16 protein-coding genes and 1 riboswitch are annotated in these 15,290 nt (G+C 63.5%); of the genes, 11 read left to right on the forward strand and 5 right to left on the reverse strand.

Annotation, left to right across the window (positions count from 1 at the left end):
- Nucleotides 1-2 precede the first annotated feature (2 nt).
- On the reverse strand, nucleotides 3-710 hold the full coding sequence (locus tag BH682_RS05240; protein ID WP_003945733.1) for an NYN domain-containing protein: 708 nt from the start codon (nucleotides 708-710) through the stop codon (nucleotides 3-5).
- Nucleotides 707-1,465: a tRNA (guanosine(46)-N7)-methyltransferase TrmB gene (gene trmB, locus BH682_RS05245; protein WP_007734493.1), complete on the reverse strand. Its 759-nt coding sequence runs from the start codon at nucleotides 1,463-1,465 to the stop codon at nucleotides 707-709. The genes BH682_RS05240 and trmB overlap by 4 nt, the downstream gene beginning before the upstream one ends.
- Nucleotides 1,466-1,628: 163 nt before the next feature.
- Between trmB and BH682_RS05250 the strand changes: the two genes are divergently transcribed.
- The 6 genes from BH682_RS05250 (at nucleotide 1,629) to epsC (ending at nucleotide 8,175) form a co-directional block, all read left to right on the forward strand.
- Entirely contained in the window at nucleotides 1,629-2,561 is a 933-nt protein-coding gene (locus tag BH682_RS05250; RefSeq protein WP_232354233.1) for a GTPase domain-containing protein, read from the forward strand.
- A gap of 181 nt (nucleotides 2,562-2,742) precedes the next feature.
- Nucleotides 2,743-3,894: a hypothetical protein gene (locus tag BH682_RS05255; RefSeq protein WP_223304687.1), complete on the forward strand. Its 1,152-nt coding sequence runs from the start codon at nucleotides 2,743-2,745 to the stop codon at nucleotides 3,892-3,894.
- A gap of 134 nt (nucleotides 3,895-4,028) precedes the next feature.
- A complete protein-coding gene (locus BH682_RS05260) occupies nucleotides 4,029-4,367 on the forward strand; it encodes a DUF6802 family protein (RefSeq protein WP_083954649.1) in 339 nt (112 codons plus the stop codon).
- Nucleotides 4,368-4,644: 277 nt separating this feature from the next.
- Entirely contained in the window at nucleotides 4,645-6,474 is a 1,830-nt protein-coding gene (locus tag BH682_RS05265) for a phosphoenolpyruvate carboxykinase (GTP) (protein WP_003945806.1), read from the forward strand.
- A gap of 181 nt (nucleotides 6,475-6,655) precedes the next feature.
- Nucleotides 6,656-7,591, forward strand: coding sequence for a cysteine synthase A (cysK, locus tag BH682_RS05270; RefSeq protein WP_003945916.1), 936 nt, complete (start codon nucleotides 6,656-6,658; stop codon nucleotides 7,589-7,591).
- A 5-nt stretch (nucleotides 7,592-7,596) separates the two neighbouring features.
- Nucleotides 7,597-8,175 (forward strand): serine O-acetyltransferase EpsC, encoded by a 579-nt coding sequence (gene epsC / locus BH682_RS05275; RefSeq protein WP_003945907.1) that lies wholly within the window; start codon nucleotides 7,597-7,599, stop codon nucleotides 8,173-8,175.
- A gap of 58 nt (nucleotides 8,176-8,233) precedes the next feature.
- On the opposite strand, the gene BH682_RS05280 is transcribed toward epsC, so the two are convergent.
- From BH682_RS05280 to BH682_RS05290, 3 genes are read right to left on the reverse strand one after another with little or no spacing between them, the layout of a single operon-like run.
- Nucleotides 8,234-8,539, reverse strand: coding sequence for a hypothetical protein (locus tag BH682_RS05280; protein ID WP_075832320.1), 306 nt, complete (start codon nucleotides 8,537-8,539; stop codon nucleotides 8,234-8,236).
- A gap of 28 nt (nucleotides 8,540-8,567) precedes the next feature.
- Complete coding sequence (locus BH682_RS05285; RefSeq protein WP_042452614.1) at nucleotides 8,568-9,515, reverse strand: cation diffusion facilitator family transporter; 948 nt, start codon at nucleotides 9,513-9,515, stop codon at nucleotides 8,568-8,570.
- A gap of 10 nt (nucleotides 9,516-9,525) precedes the next feature.
- A complete protein-coding gene (locus BH682_RS05290; RefSeq protein WP_075832322.1) occupies nucleotides 9,526-10,464 on the reverse strand; it encodes an alpha/beta hydrolase in 939 nt (312 codons plus the stop codon).
- Nucleotides 10,465-10,516: 52 nt separating this feature from the next.
- Here BH682_RS05290 and BH682_RS05295 point away from each other — a divergent pair, with 52 nt between their 5' ends.
- The 5 genes from BH682_RS05295 to BH682_RS05315 all read left to right on the forward strand — a co-directional run bounded on the left by BH682_RS05295 (nucleotide 10,517) and on the right by BH682_RS05315 (nucleotide 14,974).
- Nucleotides 10,517-11,125: a TetR/AcrR family transcriptional regulator gene (locus BH682_RS05295; RefSeq protein WP_075832324.1), complete on the forward strand. Its 609-nt coding sequence runs from the start codon at nucleotides 10,517-10,519 to the stop codon at nucleotides 11,123-11,125.
- Between the two features lie 16 nt (nucleotides 11,126-11,141).
- Nucleotides 11,142-11,278, forward strand: a riboswitch (cobalamin riboswitch).
- A gap of 117 nt (nucleotides 11,279-11,395) precedes the next feature.
- Entirely contained in the window at nucleotides 11,396-12,403 is a 1,008-nt protein-coding gene (locus BH682_RS05300) for a FecCD family ABC transporter permease (RefSeq protein ID WP_075832326.1), read from the forward strand.
- Complete coding sequence (locus tag BH682_RS05305) at nucleotides 12,400-13,218, forward strand: ABC transporter ATP-binding protein (protein WP_075832328.1); 819 nt, start codon at nucleotides 12,400-12,402, stop codon at nucleotides 13,216-13,218. Before BH682_RS05300 ends, BH682_RS05305 begins: the two co-directional genes overlap by 4 nt.
- Nucleotides 13,215-14,276: an ABC transporter substrate-binding protein gene (locus tag BH682_RS05310; protein ID WP_075832330.1), complete on the forward strand. Its 1,062-nt coding sequence runs from the start codon at nucleotides 13,215-13,217 to the stop codon at nucleotides 14,274-14,276. The genes BH682_RS05305 and BH682_RS05310 overlap by 4 nt, the downstream gene beginning before the upstream one ends.
- A complete protein-coding gene (locus BH682_RS05315) occupies nucleotides 14,273-14,974 on the forward strand; it encodes a (2Fe-2S) ferredoxin domain-containing protein (RefSeq protein ID WP_075832332.1) in 702 nt (233 codons plus the stop codon). Before BH682_RS05310 ends, BH682_RS05315 begins: the two co-directional genes overlap by 4 nt.
- Nucleotides 14,975-15,290 lie beyond the last annotated feature (316 nt).

Consider the following 15,290-nt stretch of genomic DNA (forward strand, 5'->3'; position numbering starts at 1 on the left):
TCCTACTCGGCAACACTTTTTCGCCCGATGAGCAGGGCAGAAAGCGGTCGGAACGGCTGCAACCAGGCGCCCTCGTCGGGCAGGGTGTCCAGGCTTACCCGTGGCAGAGGCTCACGGAAGACACCTGGGATGTCCTCGAGATCGACGAAGTCCAAGATATCGGACGACACAGCCCAGCTGGCGTGTTCACGGAACCCGAGAACCTGGACCGGGATGCCGGTTGCTGCGATGTCCTCGAGAGGTTCGCGGAACGCTTGGCCGTCGGCGGACGCGACCATGATTCCGGCGAGGCCCTCGCCGTACCGGAGCGCGATGTGCTCGAGCATGTCCGAATCGACATCGCTGTCTTCATCGACCTTCGGCTTGGCGAACACCGCGAAACCCACGTTACGCAAGGCTTCGACCCAAGGACGAACGACGTCGGCGCTGCCGGACGCGATGTTGGTGAAGACGGTCGCTTCAGGCTCGAGCGTGCCGCTGTTCTGTGCGGACAGTTCGGCGGTGCGAGAGAGCAGCCAACGACCCAAAGCGTCGAATCGTGGCCGGTAGGCGGCGGTAGGCCGGCCACCGAGGATGGCGCCGAGGCCCATGTCGAGGTTAGGGGCGTCCCAGACCAGAAGCACCCGCTTGGGGTGGCGGGAGTCACGACCGAAGTCGAGAGGAGATTCCGACGACGTCACGTCGTCGGATAGCTGTTCGCTGACGCTCATGCTCTGATCTTCCCCCATATAAGCTCGGTGATTGCACTTCCGACCTTATGGGCTTTGTCCTCGAACTTGGTGACCGGACGCTCGTGGGTCATCGGAGACTCCCAGTCGAGTGCGGTCAGCAGCGGCTCGGCATTGCCGGCTTCTTCGATCCATTCGGCGTACTCGGCGTGATCGGTTGCCACGTGCAGCACTCCGCCGGGCTTGAGGCGGTTGGCGATCAGCGAGAACGTCGGCCCCTGCAGGAGGCGACGCTTGTGATGGCGGGCCTTGGGCCACGGATCCGGGAAGAACACCCGGACGCCTGTCAGCGACTCGGGGGCGACCATGTTCTCGAGTACGTCCATCGCGTCACCGCGCAGTACGCGCACGTTGGGAATTTCTTCGCGTTCGACCTGCTGGAGAAGCTGCGCGAGCCCGGGGCGGTACACCTCGATCGCGATCAGGTTCACGTGCGGTTCCGCCTTGGCCATAGCGGCCGTCGCGGTGCCGGTACCCGAACCGATCTCGATGATCAGGGGTGCCTCGCGTCCGAACCAGGCGTTCGCGTCGAGCGGTGTGTCCGAGACGTCGGCGCCGATGAGCGGCCACTGACGGTCCCAAGCCTGCTGCTGTGCGTCGGTCAGCGCACCCCGGCGAGAGCGAAAGCTGGTCACTCTCGGATGGAGACGGGACCCCTTGGTGTGGTCCGTCTGCCCCGTGTCAGGGGTCTGCGGTGCATGCTGATCGGCTTCGTTCACGAACCCATTGTCACGCATGACCCCCGTTTAGCGCAGACGGGTCTGAAGTTTGAGTTGAGACTTTCCACGGAAAGTCCTGAAACCGTCGACTTCGGACTGTCGGCGAAAGGGTGGTGTCACCTGCCGTCCTTGCCGAGAACCTGACAGAATCTCACCGACACGATGGGGACGTGGGGTGGGGATGAACACAGGATTTGCATGCAGTAATTGGTCACGAATGTTGCCCGCAGAATCGATCGACGACGCCTGCTCGGAGCCGATCGATCAGCTGCGCGCTCTGGCATATCGGCTGACGTCGATCGATTCGGGAGCCGCAGAGGCGGTCCACTCGGTGCTCGGATCGCTGACTGCGCCGCTCGAGCTGGTGGTCGCCGGACGCGCCGGGGTGGGGCGGTCGTCTTTGGCGCGAATCCTGAGGCGCGACGACCGGTTCTCGCGCAGAGTTGTCGGCGCACCGGTTGTGGTGACCGAGTCGAGGGCATTCGATGTCCCTGGAACGTCGAACCCCGATCTGGGTCGTCGTTGCGTTGTCTACGTGGTGGTCGACGCGGTCCGCGACGTCGACGGCCGAGCCATTGCTCGAGTTTCCGATCGTGTGGTCGTCGCTGCGAACAAGGCTGACTTGTTCGGTCCGCGCTGGGACGAGGCGCTGGGACGGGCGGCGGAAATCTCGGAGAACGTCGGCGTGCCCACGGTTCCGGTGGAGACACTGACCGGGCGCGGCGTCGAAGAGTTGTTCGCGGCTCTCGGACCTGTTCTGGAGGCGCAGTGGTGGGGCCGGGTCGAGCAGATCGGCCCGGCGCTGAGGCGATCTGCCTCGCGCAGCGCTGCGGGCAGGGACGAGATCGAGTTGTATCTGAGTTCGGACTCCCCGGTGTTGTTCGGCGCTGCGGCGGCGATGATGAGCCCCGAAATTCGAGCCCTGCGTCAAGGCGAGCCTCCCGATCCTCGTACCGCTGACGACGCGGGCACGTGCAGCCGGTGGTGGAGCGAGCTCGTGAACGAGTCGGAACAGTGTCCGCAACAACGGGTCTCACTGATTCGACGCGGGTATGTGCGTCGGTGGGCGCAGCTCGGAGGCGATCGCTCTGCCCCGGCGGTGACCGATGAATAGCGTTTCGGTACTTCCGGATTCGGTGCTGCGCGTGGTGCAGCGATGGAATCCGGCATCCGATCCGGGTCGCCGGGTCGCCGCCGAAACATCCAGTGGCACTCGCATTTACGTTGTGGGTCCACCAAGGTGTGGAGGGGAAGACGTCACGCAGATGTTCGATGCTTCGGAAGATTGTTCGACAGTGACACGCGAGGTGGACGCCGACGTCGTACTTCTGGTCGTCGACGCCGCCAGTGTGATCGGACGCGAGGATCTCCTTCTCCTCGGCGACGCTGCGGCGAGCGGAACCCCGGTGGTGGTGGCGCTGACCCGCGTCGACGTCTATCGAGACTGGCAGGCGGTGCGCCGGCGTGATGCCGAGATTCTCGCTTCGCACTGCACCGCTTTTGCTCAGGCTCCGGTGGTCCCGATTGCGCCTGGTCGGGAGCAGTCACTCGTTGCGGTCGTGAGCCGGGCGGCACGGGAGAGGGAAGCAGGTGGTTCGGATTCCGGAGTCATCGCACAGACGCGCCGGATGATCGAGATGGAGATCCGGAATCTACGTGACAGTGTTCCTGGTGCCGAATTGCGGGCCGAGCGATCGCAGCTGCTCACAGATCGTGACGGCCGGCGAGGCGAACGCCTGGTGCAGGTGCGAAGCCGACTGCAACGAGCGCGCGGGGATCTGTCACAACAAATCGCCGAGGCAACCCGGGCGACGGTCGCCGGGGCACGTGCCTGGGTCGATGCGGCCTCGCGAGCCGAATTGGGCAGCGTGCCGACGCGACTGCAGCACGAGGTCGACCATCACACCCGGGTGTTCGACGCCGCGATGGCGGCAGCGGTGGAATCTGCGGGGACGAACGGATACATGCCTTCCCCGCAGATTCCGGAGGGCCTGCCGGGCCGTCAGCGCGGAAACGAGGACCGGGTGACAATTCTTGTCGGCGCGTCCGCGGGTCTCGGCCTCGGCCGTATCGCAGTGACTCCGCTGGAAATGATTCCGGCCTTGGAGTTCGCAAGTATCCCCGTGACGTTGATTCTGGGTGGCGCCGCGGCGTGGTGGTTGGCGCGAACTCGCGGGCTGACGGCCGATCGTGCCCACTCCAGGTCGTGGATCGTCGAATCGATGTCGACGGTTCGCGCACAGTGGGAGCAGCGAGTCCAGAGTGTTCTGCTCGAGGCCGAGGCGGATCTGGGAGCGGCGATCATGGCGGAGAGCCGCGAGCAGGTGGCGTCGGCGCAGGCCCGAATCGTGGAGATCGACGGTGAACTTCGTGAGCTCGCCGCGGCCAGATCGGGTCAGCTCGCGTCGTGCGAGCGCGACCTCGCCGTTTTGAACGCCGCCTACTGATCATTCCGCGAGTGCAGAGTTCTCCACAGTGCCGCAATTTCGGCCTCGACTGATCGTCGGGGTCTGGTAATACTGAGCGGACGGTTTCGGTAGGGGTTGCCGAAGCAGTAGGTCACCATCCAGTAGGGGGAGTAATGGACGCATTTCTGATCACGGCCGGACACATCGACGGGCACGAAGCCGAAGCGCTCGATCCTGGGCGTATCGAGCCCGAGACCTTCGGGCCCGCGTCGGGACCGGTCGATGCCGGCGACCTGAACTTCGACGCCTTCGACTTGGACGGTGACGGAACGGTCGACAGCCGTGTCGTCCACTCCGACGACGCCGTCGTGATCGTGTCCGATTTCGATCGCGACGGTAGCGCCGATCGCCTCACGATGATCGACTCGGACGGCGACTACTCGGCCTGGGAATGCAGTCGAGACGACGAAGGCGCCCTCGTGTGGCAGAAAATCGATGCCGGAGCGCTCTGAAAAGCTTCCGTTTATGTGCTCTGAGCGCCGGGTAGGCACCTGAACACACCAACTGAATCGTTTCTGTGACATTTCTGACCGCACCCGATTACCTGCAGGTGAACAGCCAGCGTTAACCTCAATACATAGGACACCCGGCGTCCGTGAAATCCACGTGAGTGGATGACGCGGCTGGACCCCGTCGAGAGGGGGACACCGGGATCGACTGGTATCGGGGCGCTGCAGTTCGCATCCGGTGTCACGAGAACCCGGTTCCGGCTCACCCCAGGAGAGTTTGATGACCTCAGCGACCATTCCCGGTCTCAATGGAACTGACGGCACGCCCCCCACGCAGCACAAGGAACTGCTTGCATGGGTGCAAGAGGTTGCCGAACTCACCCAGCCTGATCGCGTCGTCTTCGCAGACGGCTCGGACGAAGAATGGGACCGACTGACAACGAAGTTGGTCGAGGCAGGAACCTTCACCCGCCTCAACGACGAGAAGAAGCCGAACTCTTTCCTCGGCAACTCCGATCCGTCCGATGTCGCGCGAGTCGAATCGCGTACGTACATCTGCTCGAAGGAAGAAATCGACGCAGGTCCCACCAACAACTGGATGGACCCGGCGGAGATGCGCACCCTCATGGGTGACCTGTACCGCGGTTGCATGCGTGGACGCACCATGTACGTCGTGCCGTTCTGCATGGGCCCCCTCGACGCCGAGGACCCGAAGCTGGGCGTCGAGCTCACCGATTCCGAGTACGTCGTCGTATCCATGCGCGTCATGACCCGCATGGGCAGCAAGGTTCTCGACAAGCTCGGCACCGACGGATTCTTCGTCAAGGCGCTGCACTCGCTGGGCGCTCCGCTGGCCGAAGGCCAGGAAGACGTCGCGTGGCCGTGCAACGACACCAAGTACATCACCCACTTCCCCGAGGATCGTGAGATCTGGAGCTTCGGTTCCGGCTACGGCGGAAACGCTCTCCTGGGCAAGAAGTGCTACTCGCTGCGTATCGCCTCGGCAATGGCGCACGACGAGGGCTGGCTGGCCGAGCACATGCTCATCCTCAAGCTCATCTCGCCCGAGGACAAGGCCTACTACATCGCGGCGGCATTCCCCTCCGCTTGTGGCAAGACCAACCTCGCGATGATCCAGCCGACCATCCCCGGGTGGCGCGCCGAGACCCTCGGTGACGACATCGCCTGGATGCGTTTCGGTGAGGACGGACAGCTGTACGCCGTCAACCCGGAATTCGGTTTCTTCGGCGTGGCTCCCGGCACCAACTGGTCCTCGAACCCCAACGCCATGCGCACCATCGACCAGGGCAACACGGTCTTCACCAACGTCGCTCTGACGGACGACGGTGACGTCTGGTGGGAAGGCCTCGAAGGCGACCCGCAGCACCTGATCGACTGGAAGGGCAACGAGTGGACGCCCGAGTCGGGCACCCATGCGGCTCATCCCAACTCGCGTTACTGCACCCCGATGTCGCAGTGCCCGATCATGGCTCCCGAGTGGGACGACCCGAAGGGCGTGCCGATCTCGGCAATCCTGTTCGGCGGCCGCCGCAAGACGACGGTTCCGCTGGTCACCGAGGCTCGCGACTGGCAGCACGGCGTCTTCATGGGTGCAACGGTCGGCTCCGAGCAGACCGCAGCAGCCGAAGGCCAGGTCGGTACGGTTCGCCGCGATCCGATGGCAATGCTGCCGTTCCTCGGCTACAACGTCGGTGACTACTTCCAGCACTGGATCGACCTCGGCAAGTCCGCGGACGCGTCCAAGCTCCCCAAGGTCTTCTACGTCAACTGGTTCCGCCGCGGCGACGACGGACGCTTCCTGTGGCCAGGCTTCGGCGAGAACTCTCGCGTCCTGAAGTGGATCGTCGAGCGTATCGAGCACAAGGCTGCCGGTATCGACACACCGATCGGCGTCGTTCCCACCGGATCGGCACTCGACATCGAAGGCCTGGACGTGTCGGACGCCGACATCACCGAGGCCCTCGCGGTCAACATCGACGAGTGGAAGGCCGAGATCCCGCTCATCGAAGAGTGGTTCGACTTCGTCGGCGAGAAGCTGCCGACCGGCATTCGCGACGAGTTCGAAGCTCTGAAGCAGCGGTTGGCCTGATAAACCGCCCCCGTATGTAGTGGCCTGATGCCGCATTGGTTCAATTTGATGAACCGATGCGGCATCGGTCGTCTGTATGCCCTTGCCTGTAGCCGTTAAGCAGTTCAGCCGTTATGCAGTTCAGCCGTAAAGCAGTGATCAGCGAGCGGGTCGACACACTCGATCCTCAGGAGGACCAGATATGAGCGGGATCTACAACAACGTGACCGAATTGGTCGGGCGCACCCCGATCGTGCGGCTCAACCGTCTGACCGAGGGCCTGGACGCACAGGTCGCCGTCAAGCTCGAGTTCTACAACCCGGCCAACAGCGTCAAGGACCGGATCGGCGTGGCGATTATCGACGCCGCCGAGAAGTCCGGTGCACTCAAGCCCGGTGGCACCATCGTCGAGGGAACCAGCGGTAACACGGGTATCGCACTCGCCATGGTCGGTGCTGCTCGCGGCTACAAGGTCATCCTGACCATGCCCGAGACCATGTCCACCGAGCGTCGCGTGATGCTGCGTGCTTACGGCGCCGAGATCGTGCTGACCCCGGGATCCGAGGGCATGGCCGGTGCGGTCGCCAAGGCCAAGGAAATCGTCGAGCAGACCGAGAACGCTGTCTCGGCCAGCCAGTTCGCGAACCCGGCCAACCCGGCCATCCACGAGGCAACGACGGGCGAAGAGGTCTGGGCCGACACCGACGGCGCCGTCGACATCTTCGTGTCCGGCATCGGCACCGGCGGCACTATCACCGGCGTCGGACGCACCCTTCGCAAGTACAAGCCCGAGGTCAAGATCGTGGGCGTCGAGCCCATCGACTCGCCGATCCTCAACGGTGGCCAGCCCGGCCCCCACAAGATCCAGGGAATCGGCGCGAACTTCGTGCCCGACGTCCTCGATCGCGAGATCTACGACGAGATCATCGACGTCTCGTTCCCCGATTCCATCGAGGTCGCTCGCGCACTCGGCACCAAAGAAGGCATCCTGGGCGGCATCTCGTCCGGCGCCATCGTCTGGGCAGCACTCGAGTTGGCGAAGCGTCCGGAAAACGCCGGCAAGCTGATCGTGGCTGTCGTGTGTGACTTCGGCGAGCGTTACATCTCCACCCCGCTGTTCGAACACATCCGGGACTGAGACTTGTGAGTATCCTCGGGACAATTCGCGAGGACCTGCAGGCTGCGCGCGGTCAGGATCCTGCCGCGCGCAGCAATGTGGAGAACGCGCTCGTTTATTCAGGGCTGCATGCTATTTGGGCGCATCGGGTTGCACATCGCATGTGGGCCGTCCCTGCGCTGCGCGGCCCGGCGCGAGTGCTCTCGCAGCTGACACGCTTCGTCACCGGCATCGAGATTCATCCCGGTGCCACCATCGGTCGACGGTTCTTCATCGACCACGGCATGGGCGTCGTGATCGGGGAGACGGCCGAGGTCGGTAACGACGTGATGCTCTATCACGGCGTCACTCTCGGTGGTCGCTCGCTCGAACAGGTCAAACGTCACCCGACGCTGGGTGATCGGGTAACCGTCGGCGCTGGTGCCAAGATCCTCGGACCTGTCGTCATCGGTGAAGGTAGCGCTATCGGCGCCAATGCCGTTGTCACCAGAGATGTTCCGGCCGAATCCATCGCGACGGGTATCCCGGCGGTGGCGCGGCCACGGACCACCAAGGAAAAACTGGTGGACCCGAACAGCTACATCGATCCGGCGATGTACATCTGAAGCACTCCTTCTTCGATGGCCACCCTCGTGTAGACGGCGGGTGGCCGTCGGCGTCTGTTCAGGCTCGCGTCAGGTGCCACCCGCGACGTCCCAGTACGACGGCCGTCGCAGCGCCCAATGCTGCTCCGATCAAGGGATAGCAGGCCAGGACGAGCCAGCGTGGATTGTCCGATCGGGCGTCGAAAGCGATGTTCAACGACGACTCGTAGTCCCGAGCCATCTGTACGCCGCGCAGTGGTACGTAGGAACCCTGATAGACGATGGTCTCGTCAGGACTGGTCATCACGTCGATCAGACTGCCCACCAGGGGAATTCCCCCGACGACAAATCCCAGAACCGCCAGAATCACGATCAGTGTGCGCATCGCCCGAGCCTATCGCCCGGCCGGAAGTTCAGACCGTGATCGACGGTTCTTCGGGGGTCGAGAGGGTCAGGATCGCCCGCACGACACGTGGGCTCTGCTCGAGTGAGCGCTCGAGTTCGCGCAACGTGTGGGCCACACGGGATTCCGCGTAGTCACCGACCAGGTCGACGCTGGCCACGAGGTAGACCTGTCGCGGCCCGAGGTATTCCATGCGTAGGAACGTGATTCGGTTGATTTCGGGTAGTTGAGTGAGAGCTTCGACGGCTGCTGCCCGCAGCGTCGGTGAGGCCTCTTCGCCGACCAGGAAGCGGCGGTTCCGATCTATCAGAATGATTGCGATGACCCCGAGGAGAATGCCGACGAAGATGGAGCCGAGGGCGTCGGGGATCGGCGAACCGGTGACCTGGTGCAACAGAACACCGACGAACGCGATGACCAAACCGATAAGTGCCGCAGCATCTTCGGCGAACACGGCCCGAGTCGTCGGGTCGGATGTGTTGAGTGCCTGGGTCATGACGTCGCGGTTCACGGCGGACGCTTCGTTTCGGAGTTGTTTGTACGCCTGCCGGAACGAGATGCCTTCGAGGATGAACGAGACGCCGAGGACGGCGTAGGCGACACCGAAGTCGGACGCCGGTTCGGAATGGAACAGTTCCTGGATGCCATGGGTGATCGAGACACCCGCGCCGAGTGCAAACAGTCCGAGGGCGGCGAACATCGACCAGATGTAGGCCTCCCGGCCGTAGCCGAGTGGCTGGTCTCGGTCGGGAACCCTTTTCGAGCGGCGGTTCGCGATCAGCAGCAGCACTTCGTTGCCGGTATCGGCCCAGGAGTGGGTGGCCTCTGCGACCATCGATGCAGATCCGGTGACGATGGCGGCCGCCGTCTTGGCACCGGCGATCAGCGCGTTCGCCGCAAACGCCAGTACGACCGTCGTGGTGCTCTCGTCGGCCGATGCTTCCGTTTCGGTGCTCACGATTCTCAGGCTAGGCGGGTGACGACGGTTTCGTGCGGTGACGCTCGGCGACGGAGTGCAGCAGTGTGGCGACGGCGTCGTGGAACTGCGTCAGGCCCGGCTCTTCGACGGGAAAGTGCCCGCACCCGTCCAGCATCACGAATTCGGTGGGTGCGTTGATGCGGCGGAGGAACTGCAGGCTCAGTTCGGGTGGCGTCCATCGGTCGTCGGCCGGGTGGGTGAGCAGAACGGGCGTCGTCCGAAATGCTTCGGGTGCGGTGTGCTCGAACGAGAAGTAGCTGCTGAGGAATCCGAGTGGCATCCGAACACCGCCACCGCGCGGATCGGTTGCGCACAGCGTTGCGAGCTCCCGATTGCTGCTCATGTTCGCCACGTCGGCGACCCAACGGATGGGCACGCGGATACGGCCCACCAGTCGTTCGGTGCGCCGCATCAGGGGAGCGCCGTAGACACCCATCGGGCCGAACCGCGCCGCGGCAGCTCTGGCCGATGGATCCGAGGGATCGAGCAGGCAGGTAGCGACGACGGCGTCGGCCAGACCGGTCCGCGCGGCTACCTCGTAGGCCAGCAGACCGCCGATGCTGGCGCCCAACAACACCAGCGGCCGATCGTCGGCTGCCTTCTCGGCCCGGACGAGATCGCAGAAGAGACCGACCCACTGCTCGTACCGGACGCCGGCGGGATCGGCTACGACGGTGTCGCCGTACAGCGGAAGATCAGGGAAGAGGACTTCGGCGCCGAGTTTCACGCCGATCCCGGCGAACGGCCACAACGCGCCCGAGTAGCCGCCGGCGCCGTGGATGCCGAGAACACGAACCGGCGCGTCTGGAACCACGGCCCGTGCGACGTGGACGGTGTTGCCGTTCCACTCCCACCACGTCGGGGTCGGCGCCGGCATGTAGTCGGTGTACCGGTCGGGCATAAACTTCGAGTAATCGGCGCTGGTCACCTACACAATTCTCGGTATCGGCGTCGCGGCTGACAACTCGCATCGGAGGACCGTGTCGACTCGGCGGAAAAGGCCCTCCCAGCAGCGCTCGAGGGCTACCTACGACGCGATCCTGGAGGCAGCTACTCGCGTTTTCGCTTCGGAAGCCATGGCAGCGACCACCAACCGGATCGCTGACGAAGCAGGGGTGTCGGTGGGCTCGCTCTACCAGTATTTCAGCGACAAGTACGAGATCCTTGCGGAGTTGGCGAACCGTCACGTGAGTGCTGCGCGGGAGAGTTTTGCGCTCTGCCTTGCCGACATCGTCGAGCGCGAACTCTCCCTGGACGAGGCCGTGAGGATGTTGGTGGAGTGCGCGGTCGAAGTGAACAGTAAGCCGCGAGAGTTCTTTCACCTGCTCTACGATCAGGTTCCACGTACGCGTGAGCTCATCGAGCAGGTCGAAGGAATGAATCGTCAACTGGTACTCGGCTTTTCGGAGTACCTCCAGAGCCACGGTTTCAGTGCGGAGGATGCGTTGTTGACGTCGCGGCTGACTGTGACTGCCGTGGACAGTCAGGTGCATCGGGTTGTGCTGGAATCGGATTCACCCGAGGAACTTCGAGTGCGAACGGAAGCCGTCGTGCGGCAGGCGAGATCGATGATCGCGTCGGAATCCTGATCCGGTGTGCGGAATGGTGACCGCGGTCCGTTATGGTTTCTGACGTCATCATCGAGGTAATGGGAAGTCGGTGCAATTCCGGCGCGGTCCCGCCACTGTGAGGTCGTCCCTGCGTCGACCGTAGCCAGATACCACCCTCGTTGACGTTGTGTCATGCCACGAGGATGGATCGGTCACACCATGAATGCTGTTGGCGGAGCTCTGTCTCCACCTACCCACCTGCCTTCGCCGAAGGCTGGTGCGCCTCGAGGACGGCTCAGTCCGGGTATCGTGCTGCCCGCTCTGCTGGTCGTCGCCGTGCTCTCTGCTGTGTGCGCGTTGGCATTCGGATCCGAGATGCTCCCCGTGTCCACTGTGGTGGACGTGGTGCACTCGCGCTTTGGAGGCCCACCCGTCACGCGTTCCGAACTTGCGATCGTGTGGGGGATCAGAGCACCTCGGGTACTGCTCGGTCTGGCCGTCGGCGCTGGTCTTGCCGTCGCCGGCGCGGTGGTGCAAACCCTCGTCCGTAACGCTCTCGCCGATCCCCACCTGCTGGGAGTGTCGTCCGGCGCGAGTGTCGGTGCCACCGCCGTCATCACCACCGGACTGTTCGCCGGCGCGGGAGTGTGGGCGCTCAGTTTCGGCGCGATGATCGGGGCGCTGGGAGCTGCGATTCTCGTCTTCACCATCGCGACGCTGCAAGGCGGTATCACTCCACTGCGATTGGTTCTGACCGGCACCGTTACCGCATCCGCCTTGTCGGCGATCGCGAGTTTTCTGGTGCTGCGTACCAATGATTCCCAGGCCGCGCAGTCCGTATTGTTCTGGCTCCTGGGAAGTTTGGCCGGGGCATCCTGGGACAAGTTGTGGGCGCCGGTCATCGTTGTGTTCCTGCTGACGGCAGCGGTGTTCGCCCTGCACGGTTGGCTGGATGCGCTGGCGGCCGGACCGGACGTCGCGGCTTCGCTCGGCATTCCCGTCCGAACCCTGCGAAACGTGCTGTTCGGCGTGCTGGCAGCGTTGGTCGGCACGATGGTTGCAGTGTCCGGCGCGATTGCCTTCGTAGGCTTGGTCATACCGCACGTCACACGCATGCTCGTCGGAGCCAGACATCGAGTGGTGTTACCGGCGGCAGCACTGATCGGCGCGTCCTTCCTGGTGTGGGTCGACGTCGTGGCGCGGACCTCGTTGCGGCCGACCGAGATCCCGCTGAGCGTGGTGACCGGGGTGATCGGGGCCCCGCTGTTTCTCCTGCTTCTCGGCCGTCGGCGCTACCGATTCGGTGGCAGTTCGTGAGCGCCCGAGCCCTGGCGCTGACCGCGTCCGGAGTAGTTGTCCGCATCGACCGTCGAACCATCGTCAAAGGCGTCGACATCGCGGCCGACGCCGGCGCAGTGGTCGGCGTGGTTGGTCCGAACGGCTCGGGCAAGTCGACGTTCTTGCGTGCTCTCGCCGGTCTCGGGCCGATCGCCGGCGGTGACATTCGTGTCGGCGGCGACTCCGTGCACGCGATGTCCGCGCGGTCGAGGGCCAAAGCCATTTCCTTTGTGGCGCAGGAAGAGCAGAGCCCCGCCGATTTGTTGGTTCACGAGTACGTGAGTCTGGGCCGCACACCACATGCAAAGCCCTGGAGCGTCGGTGGAAAGCACGAGAATGCCGTCGTCGATCGTGCTCTGGGCGAGGTCGGAATGATCGAGCACCGGTTCTCTTCGATGGACACGCTTTCCGGCGGTGAGCGCCGGCGGGTGTTTCTCGCCCGAGGTCTCGCGCAGGACGCCGGTGTGCTCATCCTCGACGAGCCGACCAATCATCTCGACATCCGGCATCAACTCGAACTGCTCGATCTGGTCCGGTCGTTGGACCGGACGGTGATCATGGCACTGCACGACCTCGATTTGGCTGCGGCAGTGTGCGATCGGGTGCTCGTGCTCGCGGATGGAGTGGCCAGGGCGTTCGGACATCCATCCGACGTACTCACCGCCTCGGTGGTGGCAACTGTCTTCGGCGTCGAGACTTTCGAGCTCGTGAACCCCGCGACAGGCCGTTCACACCTCGTATTCGAATCACGAAATTCTCAACTACAACAATCATTTTCGGAGAGTGCACTTTGATACATGTCAAGACTCGAGCGTCGTTCGGTGCGGTTGTAGCCGCGACAGCGTTGTTGACAGTTGCCGGCTGCTCGGCAACTGCACCGGTGGACGAAGCTGCAGACAAGACTTCGGTGACATTGGAGAACTGCGGGACCGAAAGCACTTTCCAGCTTCCGATCGAGAACGTCGTTGCGACAAGCAATGCGGCCAATATCGGCACCATTCTCCGAGTCGGCGGTTTGGATCGTCTCGCGGCCGTCGTGTTGAACACGAACAACGACGCGGTCATGGAGTCGATGTTCGGCCCTGGAATTGCGGACGTCCCACACCTGGACGGAACGATCACGATGGAGACGATTCTGGGTAAGCAGGCGGACCTGGTGGTCGGCTCCTACAGTGGCTTGTTCAAGGGCGCCTCCGGTGTGACGCCGGAATCGCTGCAGAGCAACAACATCGATGCATATGTGATCTCCGATAGTTGTCGGCAGAGTGCCGCAGCGGATTCCGCGCTCGGCACGATGGGTCCGTGGGATGCCCTTCGTGCGGACGTGACCAATTACGGAAAGCTGTTCGGAACCGAGGACACCGCCGCCGAGGCATTGACCGAATTGGATTCACGTTTGGCACGTCTGGAGTCCGCGCCAGATGCCGCCGACAAGCCGAAGGTGCTGATCTACGACAGCGGTGTGGAAGATCTGTACACCAGTGGTGGTAACGGAGCCCCCAACGGAATCATCGACGCGGCCGGAGGAACCAACGTGTTCGCCGATGTCGACAACACCTGGTTCAAAGCGAGCTGGGAAACCGTGGCGAAGTCCGAACCCGACGTCATCGTGATCATGGACTACAAGAAGAGTGCTGACGAAGTACAGGGCAAGATCGACGCGATCAAGAGCCGAGAAGGACTACGCGACCTCGACGCCGTCAAGCAGAACCGATTCGTCGTACTCCCGCTCGCCATGTTCACCAGTGGGTTCCCCAATATCTACGGCGCGGAACAGCTGCGCGCGAAGATCGAAGAGTTCGGGCTGGCTCCGTCGAGCAGCATCGACTGGACAACCGCGCCGTCGGCATGAGCAACAACCGGTGCTCGCGTCGGGTGATTGTCGTCTTACGGCCGACTGTCAGCGGCCTGGACGAGTCGGCTGCACGACGGATGCTCGACGCTGTTCGGGCCGGCACCGACGCCGACGTTCGCGTTGCGTACCTCGATGTCGCTTCGCCGAGCCTTCACGAGGAACTCGATCGAGCCCATGTCGATGACGTCGACAAGGTCGTGTTGATTCCAGTTGCGGTGCCGAGGGATCGGTACCTGCTCACGTGGACAAGCAAGGCGGTTGCGAACTGGCGCGAAACCCGAATCGACGCCGAACTGGAAGTGACGCTCCACGAATCGGAAACGCTCGAAGGTGCGGTGGCCGCGCAGTTGATCGACGAACTCGACTCGGCGGGAAAGCCGATCGCCGCGAGTCCGGCGTCGTATCGCAGTCCGGCTTGGTCCGTGATCGAGCAGCACGATAGGCATCTGTTGGTGTGCAAGGGCCCTCGCTGTATGGCGTACGGAGCAGGACCGTTGCACCGGGCGATGAGCGCGGCGGCCAAAGGCACTTCGGCAAAGGTGACCGGAACCGGTTGTCTGAGCCCGTGCAACCTGGGCCCGTTGGTGATCGCGAACCCCGGTGGCACCTGGTTCGGTCATGTGGACGCCGGTGATGCCGAGGCCTTGGTCTCCGGTCACGAGGATCGATTGGTGGATCACGTTCTGGACCGGTAGATACCGGGTCGGTAAAGCAGAGAACCCGCTGGGCGCGAAGTGCGCTCAGCGGGTTCTGTTGTCCTGTCTCAGGAACCGAAGGGAAGGGTTCCCGGCGGGATCTGGTATCCACTGCTGCCGACGGAGGCGCTGCCCCAGAGTGCGAGGAAAGCGTTGATGGCGTTGGTGAGCATATGAATGTCCTTTGTGAGATGACTGATTCGTTTTCGACGGTACCGGGTGGATCTGTGGATTCGCTGGGAGTTGGCACCCATTTCATGGGGCTGGCACCCGTTCCGGCAGGTCGGAACGGGTGCCAACTGTCAGCAAAGGGTGC

The organism is Rhodococcus sp. YL-1 (assembly GCF_001942025.1).
In the GTDB taxonomy this organism is placed as follows: Bacteria; Actinomycetota; Actinomycetes; order Mycobacteriales; family Mycobacteriaceae; genus Rhodococcus_F; species Rhodococcus_F qingshengii.

Excerpts from the sequence above, each read along its gene's own strand:
- BH682_RS05260 (WP_083954649.1), top strand. The coding sequence starts at position 4,029 with ATGGACGCATTTCTGATCACGGCCGGACACATCGACGGGCACGAAGCC.
- BH682_RS05250 (WP_232354233.1), top strand. The coding sequence starts at position 1,629 with ATGAACACAGGATTTGCATGCAGTAATTGGTCACGAATGTTGCCCGCA.
- cysK (WP_003945916.1), top strand. The coding sequence starts at position 6,656 with ATGAGCGGGATCTACAACAACGTGACCGAATTGGTCGGGCGCACCCCG.
- BH682_RS05280 (WP_075832320.1), bottom strand. The coding sequence starts at position 8,539 with ATGCGCACACTGATCGTGATTCTGGCGGTTCTGGGATTTGTCGTCGGG.
- BH682_RS05265 (WP_003945806.1), top strand. The coding sequence starts at position 4,645 with ATGACCTCAGCGACCATTCCCGGTCTCAATGGAACTGACGGCACGCCC.
- BH682_RS05315 (WP_075832332.1), top strand. The coding sequence starts at position 14,273 with ATGAGCAACAACCGGTGCTCGCGTCGGGTGATTGTCGTCTTACGGCCG.
- trmB (WP_007734493.1), bottom strand. The coding sequence starts at position 1,465 with ATGCGTGACAATGGGTTCGTGAACGAAGCCGATCAGCATGCACCGCAG.
- BH682_RS05240 (WP_003945733.1), bottom strand. The coding sequence starts at position 710 with ATGAGCGTCAGCGAACAGCTATCCGACGACGTGACGTCGTCGGAATCT.